The organism is Paenarthrobacter sp. NPDC089322 (assembly GCF_040684895.1).
GTDB lineage: Bacteria > Actinomycetota > Actinomycetes > Actinomycetales > Micrococcaceae > Arthrobacter.
In genome coordinates this window covers 1-14,589 of sequence record NZ_JBFBGW010000020.1, presented here as the reverse complement: position 1 = coordinate 14,589, position 14,589 = coordinate 1, and the positions used below count along the sequence as shown (strand labels likewise).

Annotated in this window: 11 protein-coding genes; 8 read left to right on the top strand and 3 right to left on the bottom strand. The window is 63.7% G+C overall.

Annotation, left to right across the window (positions count from 1 at the left end; all coding sequences use genetic code 11):
- Positions 1-111: 111 nt before the first annotated feature.
- Genes AB0N65_RS17110 through AB0N65_RS17090 form a run of 5 tightly spaced genes read left to right on the top strand, consistent with a single transcriptional unit; the run spans position 112 to position 6,015 of the window.
- The gene (locus AB0N65_RS17110; protein ID WP_364164228.1) at positions 112-1,533 is read left to right on the top strand and encodes a Gfo/Idh/MocA family oxidoreductase; all 1,422 of its coding nucleotides are present in this window, start codon (positions 112-114) and stop codon (positions 1,531-1,533) included.
- A 37-nt stretch (positions 1,534-1,570) separates the two neighbouring features.
- On the top strand, positions 1,571-2,557 hold the full coding sequence (locus AB0N65_RS17105) for an NAD(P)-dependent oxidoreductase (protein ID WP_364164225.1): 987 nt from the start codon (positions 1,571-1,573) through the stop codon (positions 2,555-2,557).
- Positions 2,554-3,459: a 5-dehydro-4-deoxyglucarate dehydratase gene (locus AB0N65_RS17100; protein WP_364164222.1), complete on the top strand. Its 906-nt coding sequence runs from the start codon at positions 2,554-2,556 to the stop codon at positions 3,457-3,459. The genes AB0N65_RS17105 and AB0N65_RS17100 overlap by 4 nt, the downstream gene beginning before the upstream one ends.
- Complete coding sequence (locus AB0N65_RS17095) at positions 3,459-4,583, top strand: mandelate racemase/muconate lactonizing enzyme family protein (RefSeq protein ID WP_364164219.1); 1,125 nt, start codon at positions 3,459-3,461, stop codon at positions 4,581-4,583. The genes AB0N65_RS17100 and AB0N65_RS17095 overlap by 1 nt, the downstream gene beginning before the upstream one ends.
- A complete protein-coding gene (locus tag AB0N65_RS17090; protein ID WP_364164216.1) occupies positions 4,564-6,015 on the top strand; it encodes an aldehyde dehydrogenase (NADP(+)) in 1,452 nt (483 codons plus the stop codon). The genes AB0N65_RS17095 and AB0N65_RS17090 overlap by 20 nt, the downstream gene beginning before the upstream one ends.
- Positions 6,016-6,148: 133 nt before the next feature.
- On the opposite strand, the gene AB0N65_RS17085 is transcribed toward AB0N65_RS17090, so the two are convergent.
- The 3 genes from AB0N65_RS17085 to AB0N65_RS17075 are packed head-to-tail and all read right to left on the bottom strand — an operon-like array spanning position 6,149 to position 10,475.
- Positions 6,149-7,258, bottom strand: coding sequence for a M24 family metallopeptidase (locus AB0N65_RS17085; RefSeq protein ID WP_364164214.1), 1,110 nt, complete (start codon positions 7,256-7,258; stop codon positions 6,149-6,151).
- The gene (locus AB0N65_RS17080; RefSeq protein ID WP_364164211.1) at positions 7,255-9,333 is read right to left on the bottom strand and encodes a DUF6807 family protein; all 2,079 of its coding nucleotides are present in this window, start codon (positions 9,331-9,333) and stop codon (positions 7,255-7,257) included. Before AB0N65_RS17080 ends, AB0N65_RS17085 begins: the two co-directional genes overlap by 4 nt.
- Entirely contained in the window at positions 9,330-10,475 is a 1,146-nt protein-coding gene (locus tag AB0N65_RS17075) for an acetylxylan esterase (RefSeq protein ID WP_364164409.1), read from the bottom strand. Before AB0N65_RS17075 ends, AB0N65_RS17080 begins: the two co-directional genes overlap by 4 nt.
- A gap of 443 nt (positions 10,476-10,918) precedes the next feature.
- Between AB0N65_RS17075 and AB0N65_RS17070 the strand changes: the two genes are divergently transcribed.
- The 3 genes from AB0N65_RS17070 (at position 10,919) to AB0N65_RS17060 (ending at position 14,388) form a co-directional block, all read left to right on the top strand.
- Positions 10,919-11,863, top strand: coding sequence for a sugar ABC transporter permease (locus tag AB0N65_RS17070; protein WP_364164208.1), 945 nt, complete (start codon positions 10,919-10,921; stop codon positions 11,861-11,863).
- Entirely contained in the window at positions 11,856-12,788 is a 933-nt protein-coding gene (locus AB0N65_RS17065; protein ID WP_364164205.1) for a carbohydrate ABC transporter permease, read from the top strand. Before AB0N65_RS17070 ends, AB0N65_RS17065 begins: the two co-directional genes overlap by 8 nt.
- A gap of 223 nt (positions 12,789-13,011) precedes the next feature.
- Positions 13,012-14,388 carry an extracellular solute-binding protein gene (locus AB0N65_RS17060; RefSeq protein WP_364164203.1) on the top strand — a complete coding sequence of 459 codons (1,377 nt, stop codon included), beginning with the start codon at positions 13,012-13,014 and terminating at the stop codon, positions 14,386-14,388.
- Positions 14,389-14,589 lie beyond the last annotated feature (201 nt).

Sequence of the window (14,589 nt, the reverse complement as noted above, 5' to 3'; positions counted from 1 at the left end):
AGTCTTGATACAAAGCTTATAACGCTCTGAGAAAACGCTTTCTCATGATTCTTCCCAGATCCCGCTGGGCCGTCAAGCGGTTCACTCCTGCCTTTGGAAAGGGGCATCCCCATGGTCAACGTCGACACCGCCGAGACCCACTCAACCGCGCCAGGCGCAGCCGCGGAACCCGGGCAAAGTTCCGCTGGCCACCGCACCCGTATCGCCCTGATCGGCACCGGCGGCCGCTCTGAAATGTACATCCGCGCCATCTATGGCCGGCACGCCGACGTTGCCGAGCTGGTGGCTTTGTCCGACGTCAACCAAGGCCGTGTGGAGTTCTACCAGGCACTCATTAAGGACCTCGGTGCCGCAGAGCCCGTTGCTTCCTTCGAACCAACCGGACTCACGGAGTTCATCCAGGCCAACGGCATTGAACGGGTCATCATCACGACTCCTGACTACACCCACGCCGACTACATCGTTGAAGCGCTCCAGGCGGGTGCCGACGTCGTGGTTGAAAAGCCACTGACCATCGACGTCGAGGGCTGCCGCCGCATCACGGGGGCCGTGGCCGAAACGGGGCGGAACGTCGTGGTCACCTTCAACTACCGCTACTCACCCCGCAATTCTGCGCTCAAGGAAGTCATCCAGAACGGAGTGATCGGCAAAGTCACGTCCATCGATTTCAGCTGGGTTTTGGACACTGTCCATGGCGCCGACTACTTCCGTCGCTGGCACCGTGACAAGAAGAACTCCGGTGGTTTGCTCATCCACAAAGCCTCCCACCACTTCGATCTCGTCAATTGGTGGATCAACGACGTACCCGAGCGTGTTTTTGCTTCCGGTGGCCTGCGGTTCTACGGCGACAAGAACGCCGCGGAGCGGGGTCTCGGTGCCCGCCCGGAGCGCGGCACGGTGGATGGCCTCGAGCGTGATCCCTTCCGCCTTGACCTCCGGGACGACGAACGCCTGAAGGCCTTGTACTACGACAACGAAAAGTTTGACGGCTACCGGCGCGACCAGGACGTCTTCACCGAGGGCATCACCATCGAGGACAACCTCGCGCTCGTGGTGGACTATCAGGGCGGCCCGACGCTGAGCTACTCGCTCAACGCCCACAGCCCCTGGGAAGGCTACCGGGTCACCGTCAACGGCACGGAAGGCCGGGCGGAACTTGAGGTGGTGGAACGCGCCGCCGTCGAGTTCAGCACGGACAAGAAGACAGTGGTGGATCCCAGCGCAACACCCATCGAAGAAGAAGACGCGGTTCGCCGCAACGGTGAGCGCCTCGTGGTCCAGCGCCACTGGGAGGCCGCCTACGAGGTCCCCATCATCAACGGCGAAGGCGGGCACGGCGGCGGTGACAACCTGCTCTTGTCGGATCTTTTCAACGGGCCGGGCGTCGATCCCCTGGGCCGGCCGTCCGGCTACATCGACGGACTCCGGTCCGTCTCTGTCGGGATCGCGGGCAACAAGTCGCTCGACACGGAACTCCCCGTCCGCATCAGTGAACTGGACCTCGGCGTCGATCTCGGCCGCAGCCAGGCCTGAACGCCCTGATTTCACCACCTACGCAAGGACAATCACCATGAGCAGGATTTTCGTCACCGGCGGTTCCGGCCGACTTGGCCGCAGCGTTGTCGCCGGCCTTGCCGGGGCCGGACACCAGGTGGTGTCCGTTGATCGTGACGCCGTTCCGAACGAGCAGTTGCCGGCAGGCGCCGTGCAGCACACCGCAGACCTTTTGGCTCCCGGTGTAGCGGAGCGGCTGATCAGGGAAACAACCCCCGACGCCGTCATCCACCTCGCTGCTATCGCCGTACCTTTCAGCGCACCTGAGGACGTCATTTTCAGCACCAACACCCGCCTCGCCTTTGCGGTGATGAGTGCCGCTACAGCGGCAGGTGTTCCAAAGATCGTGACGGCAAGCAGCCCCACCGCCCTGGGCTACGGCTCGCCGGCCGGGTGGATGCCGCCGTCGTTCCCGCTGAACGAGCAGACGCCGCCCAGGCCGTGGAACGCCTATGCGCTCTCCAAACTTATTGCCGAGCAAACCATGGAAATGTTCGCTGCAGCCCAAGGGGACAAGATTCGCTACGCGGCCTTCCGTCCCTGCTACGTCATCTCCCCGGAGGAGTGGCAGGGCGCGCCGACGCAGCAGGGACATACCGTCCGGGAGCGGCTGGAAGATCCGGCATTGTCCGCCCCGGCACTGTTCAACTACGTGGATGCCCGGGACGTTGCCGACTTCCTGGACGTGCTCCTGGCCAAGATGGACGGCATTCCCAACGGCCAGACGTTCTTTGTGGGTGCCAAGGACGCCTTGGCCGCCGCACCCCTTGCCGAATTGTTCCCGCGCTTCCTCCCTGGCAGTGGCCCCCTCACGGAGCACCTGACCGGGACGAGCCCGGCGTTCTCCATCGATAAGGCCCGCGAGCTCCTTGGCTGGGAGCCCAAACGGACCTGGCGCACAGAACTCACTCCGCCTTTCGAGGGCATAGACACCGCTTCACTCAACGACGAGAACCGCCATGGCTTGGTGCCCGCGGGATCAACCAGCAAGGAGACACCATGAACTTCGACGGCGTACTGTTCTTCCCCGTCACACCCTTTGCCGAGGATGGAACGGTAGACGTAGCTCTGCTCAAGGAGCACATCGCCTCCCGCCTTCCCTATGGCCCGGGCGGCGTTTTCCCGGCTTGCGGCACGGGCGAATTCCATGCGCTCTCCCTTGATGAGGTCCGCACGGTGGTGACTGCCGCCGTCGAGGTTGTTGCCGGGGCAGTCCCGGTGGTGGCCGGTGCCGGCGGACCGCTGGGTCATGCCATTGCTGCCGCCAAGGTGGCCGAAGAAGCCGGCGCGGATGCGCTCCTTGTGCTGCCTCCTTATCTTGTGACCGGACCCACCGACGGCGTGGTGGCTTACATCGAAGCCGTGGCCGCCGCGAGCAGCCTGCCCGTGATCGTCTACCACCGCGGCACCGCGAAGTTCACCGCCTCCGCCATGACCCGTTTGACCGCCAACCCCAAGGTAGTGGGTTTCAAGGACGGTATCGGCGACGTCGGGCTTGCCCAGGAAATCGTAACGGCGATCAAGGCCAGCGGCCGCACGGACTTCGCTCTCTTCAACGGGCTGCTCACCGCGGAATTGACCCAAGGGGCTTACCGTGGGCTCGGCATTCCTTTGTACTCATCCGCTGCCTTTGCCATGGCACCAGAAATCGCCAAGGCCTACTACGATGCCTACATTGCGGGCGACGAAGAGCGGCGTAACGCACTGCTGGAGGGTTTCTACTCGCCCCTCGTCCGTCTCCGCGACCAGACTCCGGGCTTCGGTGTTTCCCTCATCAAGGCCGGCCTGCGGCTCGCCGGCCTCCCCGTGGGATCGGTTCGTCCGCCACTGGTCGACCCCGCTGAGGAGCAGTTGCTGGAGCTCAAGTCGATCCTGGCCAAGGGCCACGAGCTGGCCGGCAGCTGATGAAGTCCGGCATCACTGGCCTAACCACCCGCCTCATCACTGTCCCGCTGCTGCGCGGTTGGGGAGCGGAGGCCCCCGAGAACCATGTGATTGTCACCAAATTGACTACCGACGACGGCGGCACCGGCCACGGTTTTTCGTGGACGCCCACTATCGGCCCGCACGCGGTCAAGGCCCTCCTTGACCACGACATCGCCCCGTTCATCGTGGGGCTTGAGGCGAACCCCGAGATCGTGTGGGACAAGCTCTGGAAGCGCCTGCACGAGGCGGGCGGAGGCGGCCTGACCACGATTGCCATGGCCGGAGTCGACCTTGCGCTGTGGGATTTGGAGGCACGGAATGCGGGTTCCTCCGTCACTGGGCTCCTTGGCCAGAGGCAGGAATCGGTGGAGGTGTATGGCTCCGGCGTAAATCTGCATTACACACTGGATGAGCTCGTGGAGCAAGCCCGGCGATGGGTCGGCGCCGGGCACAACGCCGTGAAGATCAAGGTGGGGAAGCCGGAGCTGCGCGAAGACGCCGAACGCGTGGCCGCAGTCCGTGAAGTCCTCGGACCTGACCGTCTGCTCATGATCGACGCCAACCAGCGTTGGGACCTGGCCCATACCTTCAGGGCACTGGACGTCCTGGGCGAGTACGGCCTGGAATGGCTTGAAGAGCCCATCCGGGCCGACGACCTCTGGGCCTACCGACGCCTGCGGAAACACTCGCCTGTGCCTATCGCCCTGGGCGAGAACGTCCACACCATCTACCGGTTCCGCGACTTCATTGAGGCCGAGGCCGTGGACATCATCCAGCCCAATATCGTTCGCGTCGGGGGCATCACCCCGTTCCGGCGCATAGTTGAGCTTGCCCGTGCCAACAGCATCAGGGTCGCACCGCACCTGCTCCCTGAGCTGTCCGGCCAGTTGGCGCTCACGCTTGCCGAGGCCGTCAGCGTGGAAGACGTTGAGGATGCCTCCTTCGGGCAGCTCGGGATCCTGTCCGGTCCTTCGCCGGTCCGTATCCGGAACAGCAGGCTCACCTCTTCGGGCCGCCCGGGACTCGGCTTCGACTTCGCGGCGGAACTGCGAGCACCGGCAATCGAGACACAAGGAGACCAGATTGAGTACAGCAACTCTTGACCTGACGGCCGTTACTGCAGCGGCAGCGGCAGCCGCCAAGGTGACCGCAGCAGCGTCCGACGCCGAACGGGCAGCCTGGCTGACCGCCGTCGCCGACGCCCTCGATGCCAACGTGACGGAACTCGTTGCCATTGCCGATTCGGAAACGAACCTCGGCACGGTCAGGCTGACCGGCGAGGTAGGCAGGACCACGGCCCAGCTGAGGCTCTTCGCGAAGGTCATCACCGAGGGCTCGTACCTCGAAGCCGTCATCGACCATGCGGATCCGTCTGCCACCCCGCCCCAGCCCGACCTGCGCCGGATCCTGCGTCCGATCGGCCCCGTGGCCGTCTTCTCGGCGTCGAACTTTCCCTTCGCGTTCTCCGTCGCAGGTGGCGATACCGCATCAGCGCTGGCCGTCGGTTGCCCGGTGATCGTGAAGGCCCACTCCGGGCATCTGCGGTTGTCGGAGCGTACGGCGGAGATTGTCATCGAAGCCCTTGCCTCTGCGGGCGCTCCGGGAGGCATCTTCGCCTTGGTCAGCGGCCGCGAGGCGGGTACCGCGCTCGTCCAGGACCCGGCCATCAAGGCGGTCGGTTTCACCGGATCCATCCCCGGAGGGCGTGCCCTGTTCGACCTCGCGGTCTCCCGGCCTGAGCCCATCCCGTTCTACGGCGAGTTGGGGAGCCTGAATCCGGTGGTCGTGACGTCCGCGGCAGTTGCTGCTCGCAGCAGGGAACTGGCCGCAGGGCTCGCTGGCTCCTTCACCCTGGGCGCCGGACAGTTCTGCACGAAGCCGGGCTTGGTGTTCATTCCTGAGGGTACGGATTTTGCGGCCCGGCTCGCGGAAGCGAGCAAGGACAAGGCAGCCGCCCCCATGCTCACCGAGCGCATCGCCGAAGCGTACGCGCCTGGCCTGAAGAGCGTGGCGGACCAACCTGGCGTCACCGTCGTGAGCGGCATCGTGGAGCAGGACAGCCTGGCCGACGGCGCCGCGCCGGTAGTCTTTTCCACCACAGCTGCGAATGTGCTTGAACGCCCCGGGGAATTGCTGGAAGAGTGCTTCGGCCCCACGACGCTCCTCATCGAGTACTCCAGCCAGGAAGAACTGGCCCGGGCGCTGGCCAAGGTCCCCGGAAGCTTGACCGCTACGGTTCATGCCGAGCCGCAGGAGGACATTTCCGCACTGGTTGAGCAGCTCAGCGAACTCGCCGGCCGGGTACTGTTCGACGGCTGGCCCACGGGCGTCGCGGTGAACTGGTCCCAGCAGCACGGCGGGCCCTACCCGGCCACTACGTCCCTGTTCACTTCCGTGGGCGCCACGGCGGTCAGGCGGTTCCAGCGTCCGGTCGCCTACCAGGACGCGCCCGAGAGCATCCTGCATCCGGCCCTCCACGAATCCAACCCGTTGGGGATCCCGCGGCGAGTGGACGGCGTGCTAAAGCTCAGCTGACCACCCATCTGAGTCGCAGTTAAGCGCGTTTTCGAGCGTCAAAACGCGCTTAACTGCGACCTAGTTGGGCAAGCCACGCACGCAAAGGGGCGGGGCCACCACAAGGTGACCCCGCCCCTTTCGGCTGTCCGGCCTATGGCCTCAAAGTGACGGGTCGACGGCGGCCGTCAACTTCCGTCGTCGGCCAACGGTGGTCTACGGTCAGGACCCGGATCCCGGTCTCCGTGAGCAGCACGGTGTCCTCGATCTTCACGCCCGGCCCCGAAGGGTTCCACGTGAACGGCTGGTTCAGGACGATGGTGTCCGTGGTGTCGGGAGTAACCCTGGGGTCGCGGCCTGCGTAGCCCGCCGGGCCTCCTTGATGGTGCAACGTCCACTGTTCCGGACCAAAGCCGTGCTGGTTATAGGCTTCCTTGATTTCGGTGAAGACGTCATTGAGCCTTGCGCCCGGCACGGTGGCCCGGAAGATGTCGGCTTCAACAGCGGCGATGCGGTCCTCGGCGTCGAGCTCCCGCTGAGTGCCGGCGTCGAACGCTACCCAACGGGTCACGTTGGCCACCAAGCCGTTCCGCCGGGCGCAAACCACCGCCATCGCGCGCCGCCCGATCGGCGAATGGGTTGCCAACGGGTGACGGAACCCGCTGCGCGAGGTGCCGTTGCACAACAAGACCAAGGGCTCGGCACCCGCTGCGACGATCCGGGCGGCAAGCTCGGAAACCAGTTGGAACTCCGTCGTCTGAGGCGTAGCCGCAACCAGGACCTCGGTCATCGCCATGGCCGCGTCAGCCGACAGTTCCGCATATCGGGCAGCTTCGGCGGGAAGGAGTTGTTGCCTGGCGGCCCGCAGCCCAGTAGCCACTGCGTGCTCAAGCAAAGGGTTTCTATCACTTGCCAGGGAAGCAGCCGTCGCGTGGAGTTGGCCGTACCACGGAGTGGAATGCAAGGTCACCCCTGCAGGCAGTTCCTCTGCGCCGATCCGCTCTGCCTCATTGTTGAAGGTCACCAGATGGTCGCCGTCGCGGTCCACGAGCAGCGCTGCAATGGGGTCGCCGGCCAGGCTGATGTGCACTCGGCTGCCGTCCAGATACCACGTGAGGGCGGTGTTGGTGGTGAGCAAAAGGGAGTCCCGCCCTGCCGAGTCGAGGATGTCCAGGACCCGGCGGCGCTTCTCGGTGCGGTCCAAGGAGTTGCCCGGAGGCGTCAGCACGGCAGTTGTCGGGGCGGATTGCGTCGGAGCGGTCATGCCGGTTCTCCCAAGGTAGTAATGAGCTGTTCAATGTCATGAGTGGCGAGGAAACCGTCAGCGATGAGCACGGTGACGGTCCGGCGGACCGGCCGCCCCGGTTCGGCTGCTACCGGTGCATCCCATGCGAGGGAGAGGCCTACACCCGGGTATCCCGAGTGCCGGACGAACCAGGGGTCAGGAGCCTCGGGCGCAGCGAGGAACACCAACGTTGCAGGGTGCCCCAGGCCGGAACCACCGGTACCGGCCGCGGTGACGTTGCCGGCGTCGAATGTTCCTGACCAGGCCAGCCAGGGTGCCACGCTGCCGTGTACTGCATCCTCGCCGCGGGAAGCCGGGGTCCAGATGGTTGCGTCGCTGACCTTGGGCAGTCGCCAAAAGAATCCGCCGTAGCCACCCTGCGGTCGGCCGTTCGAGCCGGGACTGCCCAGAAGCACCGGGCGTTCGATGGCGGATTCGAGCGTGAACTCCAGCGTCAGCCGCCAGGCGGAGTCCCCGACGGCGGCCCAGCGCCACGCGCGCTGCTCGCGCAAAATGGGGGTGTCGTCCGGCCCGATCCAGCTCAGCTGTTCACGCCTTTCGCCCTCACCATCCTGCGCTGACTCAATGACAATGTGACCGTGGTCCTCGCGCCACACGTATGCTCCGGCGTCCCGGGTGTAGGTGCGCCCGCCCCAGAAGTTGATGCCGTCAACGTCTTGAATAGCCACGCCTGCGCCAAGGTGCCACGCATGGTCCTCGGGAACGTGGTCCGTGACTACGGTGCCGGACAGGGTGCGGACCGGATGAAGGTAAGGGCGTGGCGAGGACGTCGGCCGGATGTGCGTTCCGTCCTGGACGGTGGCAACCGGGGTTCCGGCGATGCTCAAGGTCGGGCCGTCCAGGCCCGGGGAGCCAACTGTCCAGGGTGCCCCGAGCTCTGCGAACGTTGCCTGGCCCAACACGGCGCGGCGTAGCCACGAATCGATGCCGGTAACCACGACGTGCGCCTGGTCGCCGTCCCCCACCCACGTGACATGGTCAGAATGGATCGCTTTCGGAGCTTCCGCGGTGCGGACGGCCTCAAGGACTGACACATAAGCTCCGGCGGCACTGAGCGGACTGAGCAGGTCCTCCTCCGAAGGTGCCGAGATCAGGTTTTCCAGGAGGTCTGTACGTCCGAAAACTTCCTTCCTTGTGCCGCCAGGCGTGATGATCTCCACGGTGTCCTCGGTGTAGGAGAACGTGAGCTGGCCGAGCGTGCCGTAGACGGTGACTGTTGGCGGAGACTGAACGGGCGCGCACAAGGTCAGGGCACACGTGAGCACAGTGCCTCCGGTAGTACGAACCCTGATTACCGAAGTATCGTCACTTTCTGTGTCGTTTGCCCTGTAAAGGTCGGTTTCCACCGAGGCGACGTCCGTAACGCCTTTTGCCCCGGCAAGCCGAAGTCCTGTGGCGACGGCATGGGCCAGTGCATTGGTGGCAACGCCGTCCACAACATCGGTACCGTCCAGGCTTCGCTTGCCTGCCCAGCGGGATCGCTTGAAATACGCCTTGCTGCGCAGCCATTGTCCCGTCGCTCCGATGCCCCGAACTTCGCCGATTTCGCCGGCTGCCACGAGTTTCTCCAGTGCCGGGAGCGCGTGTGACCCCAGGCTTTGGAACCCGACCTGGACCAGCCGCCCGGCCTTGTCCGCCGCAGCCATCACATCCTCGTACTGGGCCATGGAAGCAACCGGCGGCTTTTCCAGGAGGACGTCGGCGCCCGCAGCCAGTGCAGCCAGCGCGAGCGGGGCATGGGTTTGAATGGGCGTGGAAATAATGACGACGTCAGGTTCCGTTCCCGCTGCCAGGAGATCGTCGAGCGAAGTGAAAACTTCAACGTCGGGGGAGAGCTGACCTGCCACCGGGGGTTGGGGATCGGCAACCGCCACGAGCTCCACCTTGGCTGCCGCGATCAGGCGCTCAAGGTTTGCAAGGTGGCGTTCACCGAAGCCATGCACGCCAACCAGTGCTACGCGTGGGAGCTGGGTCTTCTTGCCGGTGCGGTTGCGGCTGTCTATGGAAGGAAGGATCGATTGGGGCTGCGTCATGGTGCTGTCCTAGCGGAATGTGGCGGTGAAAAGCTTGACGATTCGAGGCACAAGTTGCGGGCGAGGAACCCCGCCGCCTCATCCTGCATGGCGGCGGTGAAGACGTGGGGTTCATCCCAAAAGCTCCGGGAGTACCGTCCAGGGGCCATGCATCGCGCCAGGTGGGCGTCGGCGTCGCGCATTCCATCCTCCGGGAAAAGATCGTCGTCCAGGGCGTATTGGACCAGCAATGATCCGGCTTTGGAGCGCACGGCGAGGTCCGGCCAATCCCCGAGCCTGGCGAGGCCGGGGGAGTGCAGAAGCCAGGAATGGGCGTCCAGGTACGACGGCAGGAGCGACCTGAAAGTGGTCATCATGCACGTGACCACGTAGCTGCGGATCAAGGGGCTCAAGGCTGCAAGGACAAGGGCTCTGCCGCCGCCCCCTGAGAAGCCGAGGCAGCCCAACCGGTCAGCGTCGACATCCGGCAGGGAAGCAAGGATCCCCAACGCGGCCAGGTCGTCATGCGCGGCCGTGCCGGCCACGCTGGTACCCAGCAGGGTTGCCGCCTTCGCCACGGTTTCTTCGTGCGCTGCCGCTGCCGCGTTGTACTGGTCGGTTGTGGAAGGTTCGACGCCGTCCTCCCGCCACAGTGCCTTCTGGCACTCGACGGCCTTGGCCGTTCGCCAGGGGAGCGGATTCAGCCCAAATCGGCGGCTGCCCCACATGAAGGTGTCGTGCGCGAGCACCGCAAAGCCCTGCTGCGCCAGCCAGGTTGCGAGAGGCCGCCCGCCGTAAAGCTTTTCCCGCCACCCGGCCGGCACGGGACCAGGGCCGCCCGCAGAGGAGGTGCCGCCGTCGTGCCCTGGACCTGGGTCCGGAAGGGAGACCAACCGCCCGGCACCATGGGACTTGATGCCGCCGTGGCAATGGAGGGCGAGCAGGGCTGGAAGCGGTCCGTCAGCGTGCGCCGGGCGGATGAACCATGCTGACGTCCGCGGACCAAAGCCAAGCTGCCAGGACAAACGTGAGGTGATGACGTCGTCGTGCTCCACCTGCTCATGGACGGTGTATTGAAGGTCCCCGGGCACGGCCGGGACGCCCAGTGTGTCTGCCAACTCCTGGGCATCCGGTGAAGCAGCCCTGAAGGGTTTTCCGCGCATGTAGCCGGGCCAGTCTTCGTACCCGGCAATAGCGCTGGGGCGGATGTGCGTCCCTGCCACGTCAGCCCCATGCGGGGGTGTCGCGTGCTTACGAAACAATGAGTGTCCTGCCTTAGTGTGCGGAGGGTGGGCTGAACCGCACGCCGGACTACTTCAGCGTGGGAAATCTCTAGGAGCACCTTCACAAGAAAACGCTTTCTCAAAAATTAGCAAAAGGCTGTACATGGGTCAAGAAAACGTTTACTTTGGTACGGAGCCGCTGATCGCCGGGGACATTGATCCAAGCTGATCAGGGGAACCGCCGGGACATCGGCGGCGTCCCGGGAGGCAAGCAATAAGACCGAATTTCCGTGGTAGGCCACGCTGACCGAAGGAGACCACATGGCCGCACAGCACCACCCAGGGATGCCGGAAGGCGCCCCCGGTCCTGCGAGGGGGGAACGATGAGCGCTATCGGCGAACTCTCCACGATGACCCGCCGCAAGGGCCCCATGAGCAAGGAAGAAAAGAAAGCGAATGGTCGCGACAATAAAGCGGCCTACATTTTCCTCCTGCCGTGGCTGGTAGGCCTTGTGGCCATCACGGTGGGACCCATGTTGATGTCGTTGTACCTGTCCTTTACGGACTACAACCTCCTTCAGCCGCCATCCTGGATCGGTTTGGACAACTTCGTCCGGATGTTCAGCGATGCCCGCCTGCACAATTCCCTCGGAGTGACCTTCACCTACGTCCTGGTGGGCGTGCCCATGCAGTTGGCTGTGGCCCTCCTGATTGCCTTGGTCCTGGACAAGGGACTCCGCGGGCTGCCGTTCTACCGCTCCATCTTCTACTTGCCCTCGCTGTTGGGCGGTTCCGTTGCCGTTGCCATCCTGTGGAAGCAGATCTTCGGCACCACGGGCCTGGTGAACCAGGTGCTCTCCATGATCGGCATTCAGGGGCCGGGCTGGATTTCGGATCCGAACACTGCCCTGGGTTCCATCATCCTGCTGCACGTCTGGACCTTCGGCAGCCCCATGATTATCTTCCTGGCCGGCCTTCGCCAGATCCCGAACATGTACTACGAGGCCGCCGAGGTAGACGGTGCCACCACGATGCAGAAGTTCTGGCGGATCACCATCCCGATGCTGAGCCCCATCATCTTCTTCAACCTCGTGCTGCAGATCATCGGCTCGTTCCAGTCCTTCACGCAGGCGTTCATCGTCTCCGGCGGCAACGGCGGTCCGTCCGACTCCACCATGTTCTTCACGCTGTACCTGTACCAGAAGGGCTTCGGCCAGTTCGACATGGGTTATGCATCAGCGATGGCCTGGTTCCTGCTGGTCATCATCGGCGTCTTCACGGCCATCAACTTCATCGCTTCAAAGTATTGGGTGTTCTACGATGACTAAAATCCAGACCCTCCCCGCAGCCTCCGATTCCACGGCAGGGAAGCCCGGTAAGACCCCGCGGCGACGCGAATCCCCGGGCACCCTTGCCTTCAGCCGCAGTGCCCGCGTCAAAGGACTCATCAAGCACGCCATCCTGATCATCGTGGGCGGGATCATGATCTACCCGCTCCTATGGATGGTGGTATCGTCCCTGCGGCCCAACGACCTCATCTTCCGCGAACCCGGCCTCTGGCTGCAGAACCTGGAGATGAGCAACTACACCGATGGCTGGTCGGCGCTGACGCATCCGTTTGGCCACTACATGGTCAACTCGGCGATTGTTGTCCTCGGCTCCATCATTGGAAACCTGATTTCCTGCTCCATGGCCGCTTATGCGTTCGCCCGCCTGCAGTTTACCGGCAAGAAGCTCTTCTTCGGCATCATGTTGCTGACCATCATGCTGCCGTTCCACGTCGTGATCGTGCCGCAGTACATCCTCTTCTCCCAGATCGGCTGGGTGAACACGTTCTGGCCGCTCATCGTGCCCAAGCTGCTGGCAACGGACGCGTTCTTCGTGTTCCTGATGGTCCAGTTCATCCGCGGCATCCCGAAGGAACTCGACGAGGCAGCCCGCATTGACGGCGCCGGTCACCCGAGGATCTTCCTGCGGGTCATCCTGCCGCTCATGGTGCCGGCACTGGCGACCACCACCATTTTTACTTTCATCTGGACCTGGAACGACTTCTTCGGCGCCCTGATCTATCTGACGGACCCGGATATGTTCACCGTGCCTGTCGCGCTCCGCGCTTTCGTGGACTCGCAGTCGGCCACCAGCTGGGGATCGCTCTTTGCCATGTCCATCGTGTCCTTGCTGCCTGTGTTCCTCGTGTTCCTGTTCGGTCAGCGCTTCCTGATTAAAGGCATCGCAACCACCGGCATCAAGTAGGCCTGGGGCCCGCTCCAAGCGGGATCACTTTCAGCGCGTTGAGTTGGGCCGGTTCTGTCGGCCCGCTCTTCCGTCTGGTGCAGGGACATAAGGCCCGGCTTTACGTTCCCGCACAACTTCCACAAGCAGCCCTCTTGTCATACAAGATTGTGACTTGTAGCATAAATTATCTGAGAAAACGCTTTCTCACTCGCATCAGGATCGAAGAAGATCGGAGACAACAGTGCCGGTATTTCCCAAGGGTGAAGCAGATGCCCGCGCCGGAGCCGCTACGGCTAGCTCTACGGAGTCCAAAGCCAGGCGGTCCAAGCGCAAACTCCGCGCCTCGGCCATCATTGCTGCCACAGCTGCGGCAGTCCTTGCGCTCAGCGCTTGTGGCGGCGGGGCAGAGCAGAAAAGCGCCGACGGCAAGGTGGAGCTTCGCTTCTCCTGGTGGGGTGGCGACAAACGCGCACAGCTGACGCAAGAAGCCATTAAGGCCTTCGAAGCCGAAAACCCCAACATCAAGATCAAGGCCGAATACGGCGACTGGAGTGGCTACTGGGACAAGCTGGCCACTCAGGTTGCTGCGAATGACGCACCGGACATCATCCAGATGGACGAAAAGTACATCACGGAATACTCCACGCGCGGCGCCTTGCTCGATCTTTCCAAGTACAAAATTGATACCTCAAAGCTGGACGAAGCGGCACTGAATGCCGGCAAGGGATCCAAGGGCCTCACCGGCATTCCCGCCGGTATCAACGCTGCCACCATCCTGGCCAACCCTGCGGTGTTCAAAGCCGCCGGGGTGGAACTTCCGGACGACAAGACCTGGACCTGGGAAGACTTTGAGCGCATCGCCGCCGAAGTGACCGCCAAGTCGCCCAAGGGAACCTATGGCGCTGCCGCTTACGGCACCGATGAGGCTTCCCTCGGCGTGTGGCTGCGCCAGAACGGCAAGTCGCTGTACACCGAGGACGGAAAGCTCGGTTTCGAGCCCAGCGACATCGCAGGCTACTGGGACTTCCTCAAGCAGATGAGCGAGAACAAAGCTGTGCCTACGGCCTCGGAAATCGTTGAAGCAGAAGCCGCGCCGTTGGATCAGAGTGGTCTGGCAACCGGCAAGAACGGCATGGCCTTCTGGTGGTCCAACCAGCTTCCGGCCCTGGAGAAGGCTGCCGGCGGCGAGCTCCAGATCCTGCGCTTCCCGTCCAAGACAGGCAAGGCGGAGGATACGGGTCTCTGGTACAAGGCTTCCCAATTCTGGTCCGCATCGTCCAGGACCAAGCACCCTGAAGAAACTGCCAAGTTCATCGACTTCCTGACCAACAACGTCAAGGCCGGCGAGATTCTCCTCGCGGACCGCGGCGTCTACCCGAACTCCGATGTCCGCGAAGCCATCGCAACCAAGCTGGCACCCGCCGACACCAAGGTGGTCAACTTCATCAGCGAGATCAAGGAAGAGCTCGGCGAAGCACCCGCCGCCCCGCCCAAGGGCGCAGGGGCCATCCAGGAAATCATTAAGCGATACACCTCCGAGGTCATGTTCAACAGGCTCTCCACCGGGGACGCCGGCAAGAAAGCCGTGGACGAAATGAAGTCCGCGATCGGAGCCTAAGCACCGCATTCCGCAAATTGAAAGAGCGCCCCGGGTTGATTCAGCCCGGGGCGCTTTTTCGTGCGAAAGCACCCAACTGGGTCGCAGTTAAGCGCGTTTTGAGGGTTCAAAACGCTGTGAGGATTGTGCTGGCTGGTCTGGGATTGGCTGGCAGAGTAGGTGCAGGCCGTTCCACCCCGCGGTCGTGACTCACAAAACGCT

What these genes read in the sequence shown, in the direction of transcription:
- AB0N65_RS17100 (WP_364164222.1), top strand. Translation starts at nt 2,554, where the DNA reads ATGAACTTCGACGGCGTACTGTTCTTCCCCGTCACACCCTTTGCCGAG.
- AB0N65_RS17075 (WP_364164409.1), bottom strand. Translation starts at nt 10,475, where the DNA reads ATGCGCGGAAAACCCTTCAGGGCTGCTTCACCGGATGCCCAGGAGTTG.
- AB0N65_RS17080 (WP_364164211.1), bottom strand. Translation starts at nt 9,333, where the DNA reads ATGACGCAGCCCCAATCGATCCTTCCTTCCATAGACAGCCGCAACCGC.
- AB0N65_RS17105 (WP_364164225.1), top strand. Translation starts at nt 1,571, where the DNA reads ATGAGCAGGATTTTCGTCACCGGCGGTTCCGGCCGACTTGGCCGCAGC.
- AB0N65_RS17085 (WP_364164214.1), bottom strand. Translation starts at nt 7,258, where the DNA reads ATGACCGCTCCGACGCAATCCGCCCCGACAACTGCCGTGCTGACGCCT.
- AB0N65_RS17065 (WP_364164205.1), top strand. Translation starts at nt 11,856, where the DNA reads ATGACTAAAATCCAGACCCTCCCCGCAGCCTCCGATTCCACGGCAGGG.
- AB0N65_RS17070 (WP_364164208.1), top strand. Translation starts at nt 10,919, where the DNA reads ATGAGCGCTATCGGCGAACTCTCCACGATGACCCGCCGCAAGGGCCCC.
- AB0N65_RS17110 (WP_364164228.1), top strand. Translation starts at nt 112, where the DNA reads ATGGTCAACGTCGACACCGCCGAGACCCACTCAACCGCGCCAGGCGCA.
- AB0N65_RS17095 (WP_364164219.1), top strand. Translation starts at nt 3,459, where the DNA reads ATGAAGTCCGGCATCACTGGCCTAACCACCCGCCTCATCACTGTCCCG.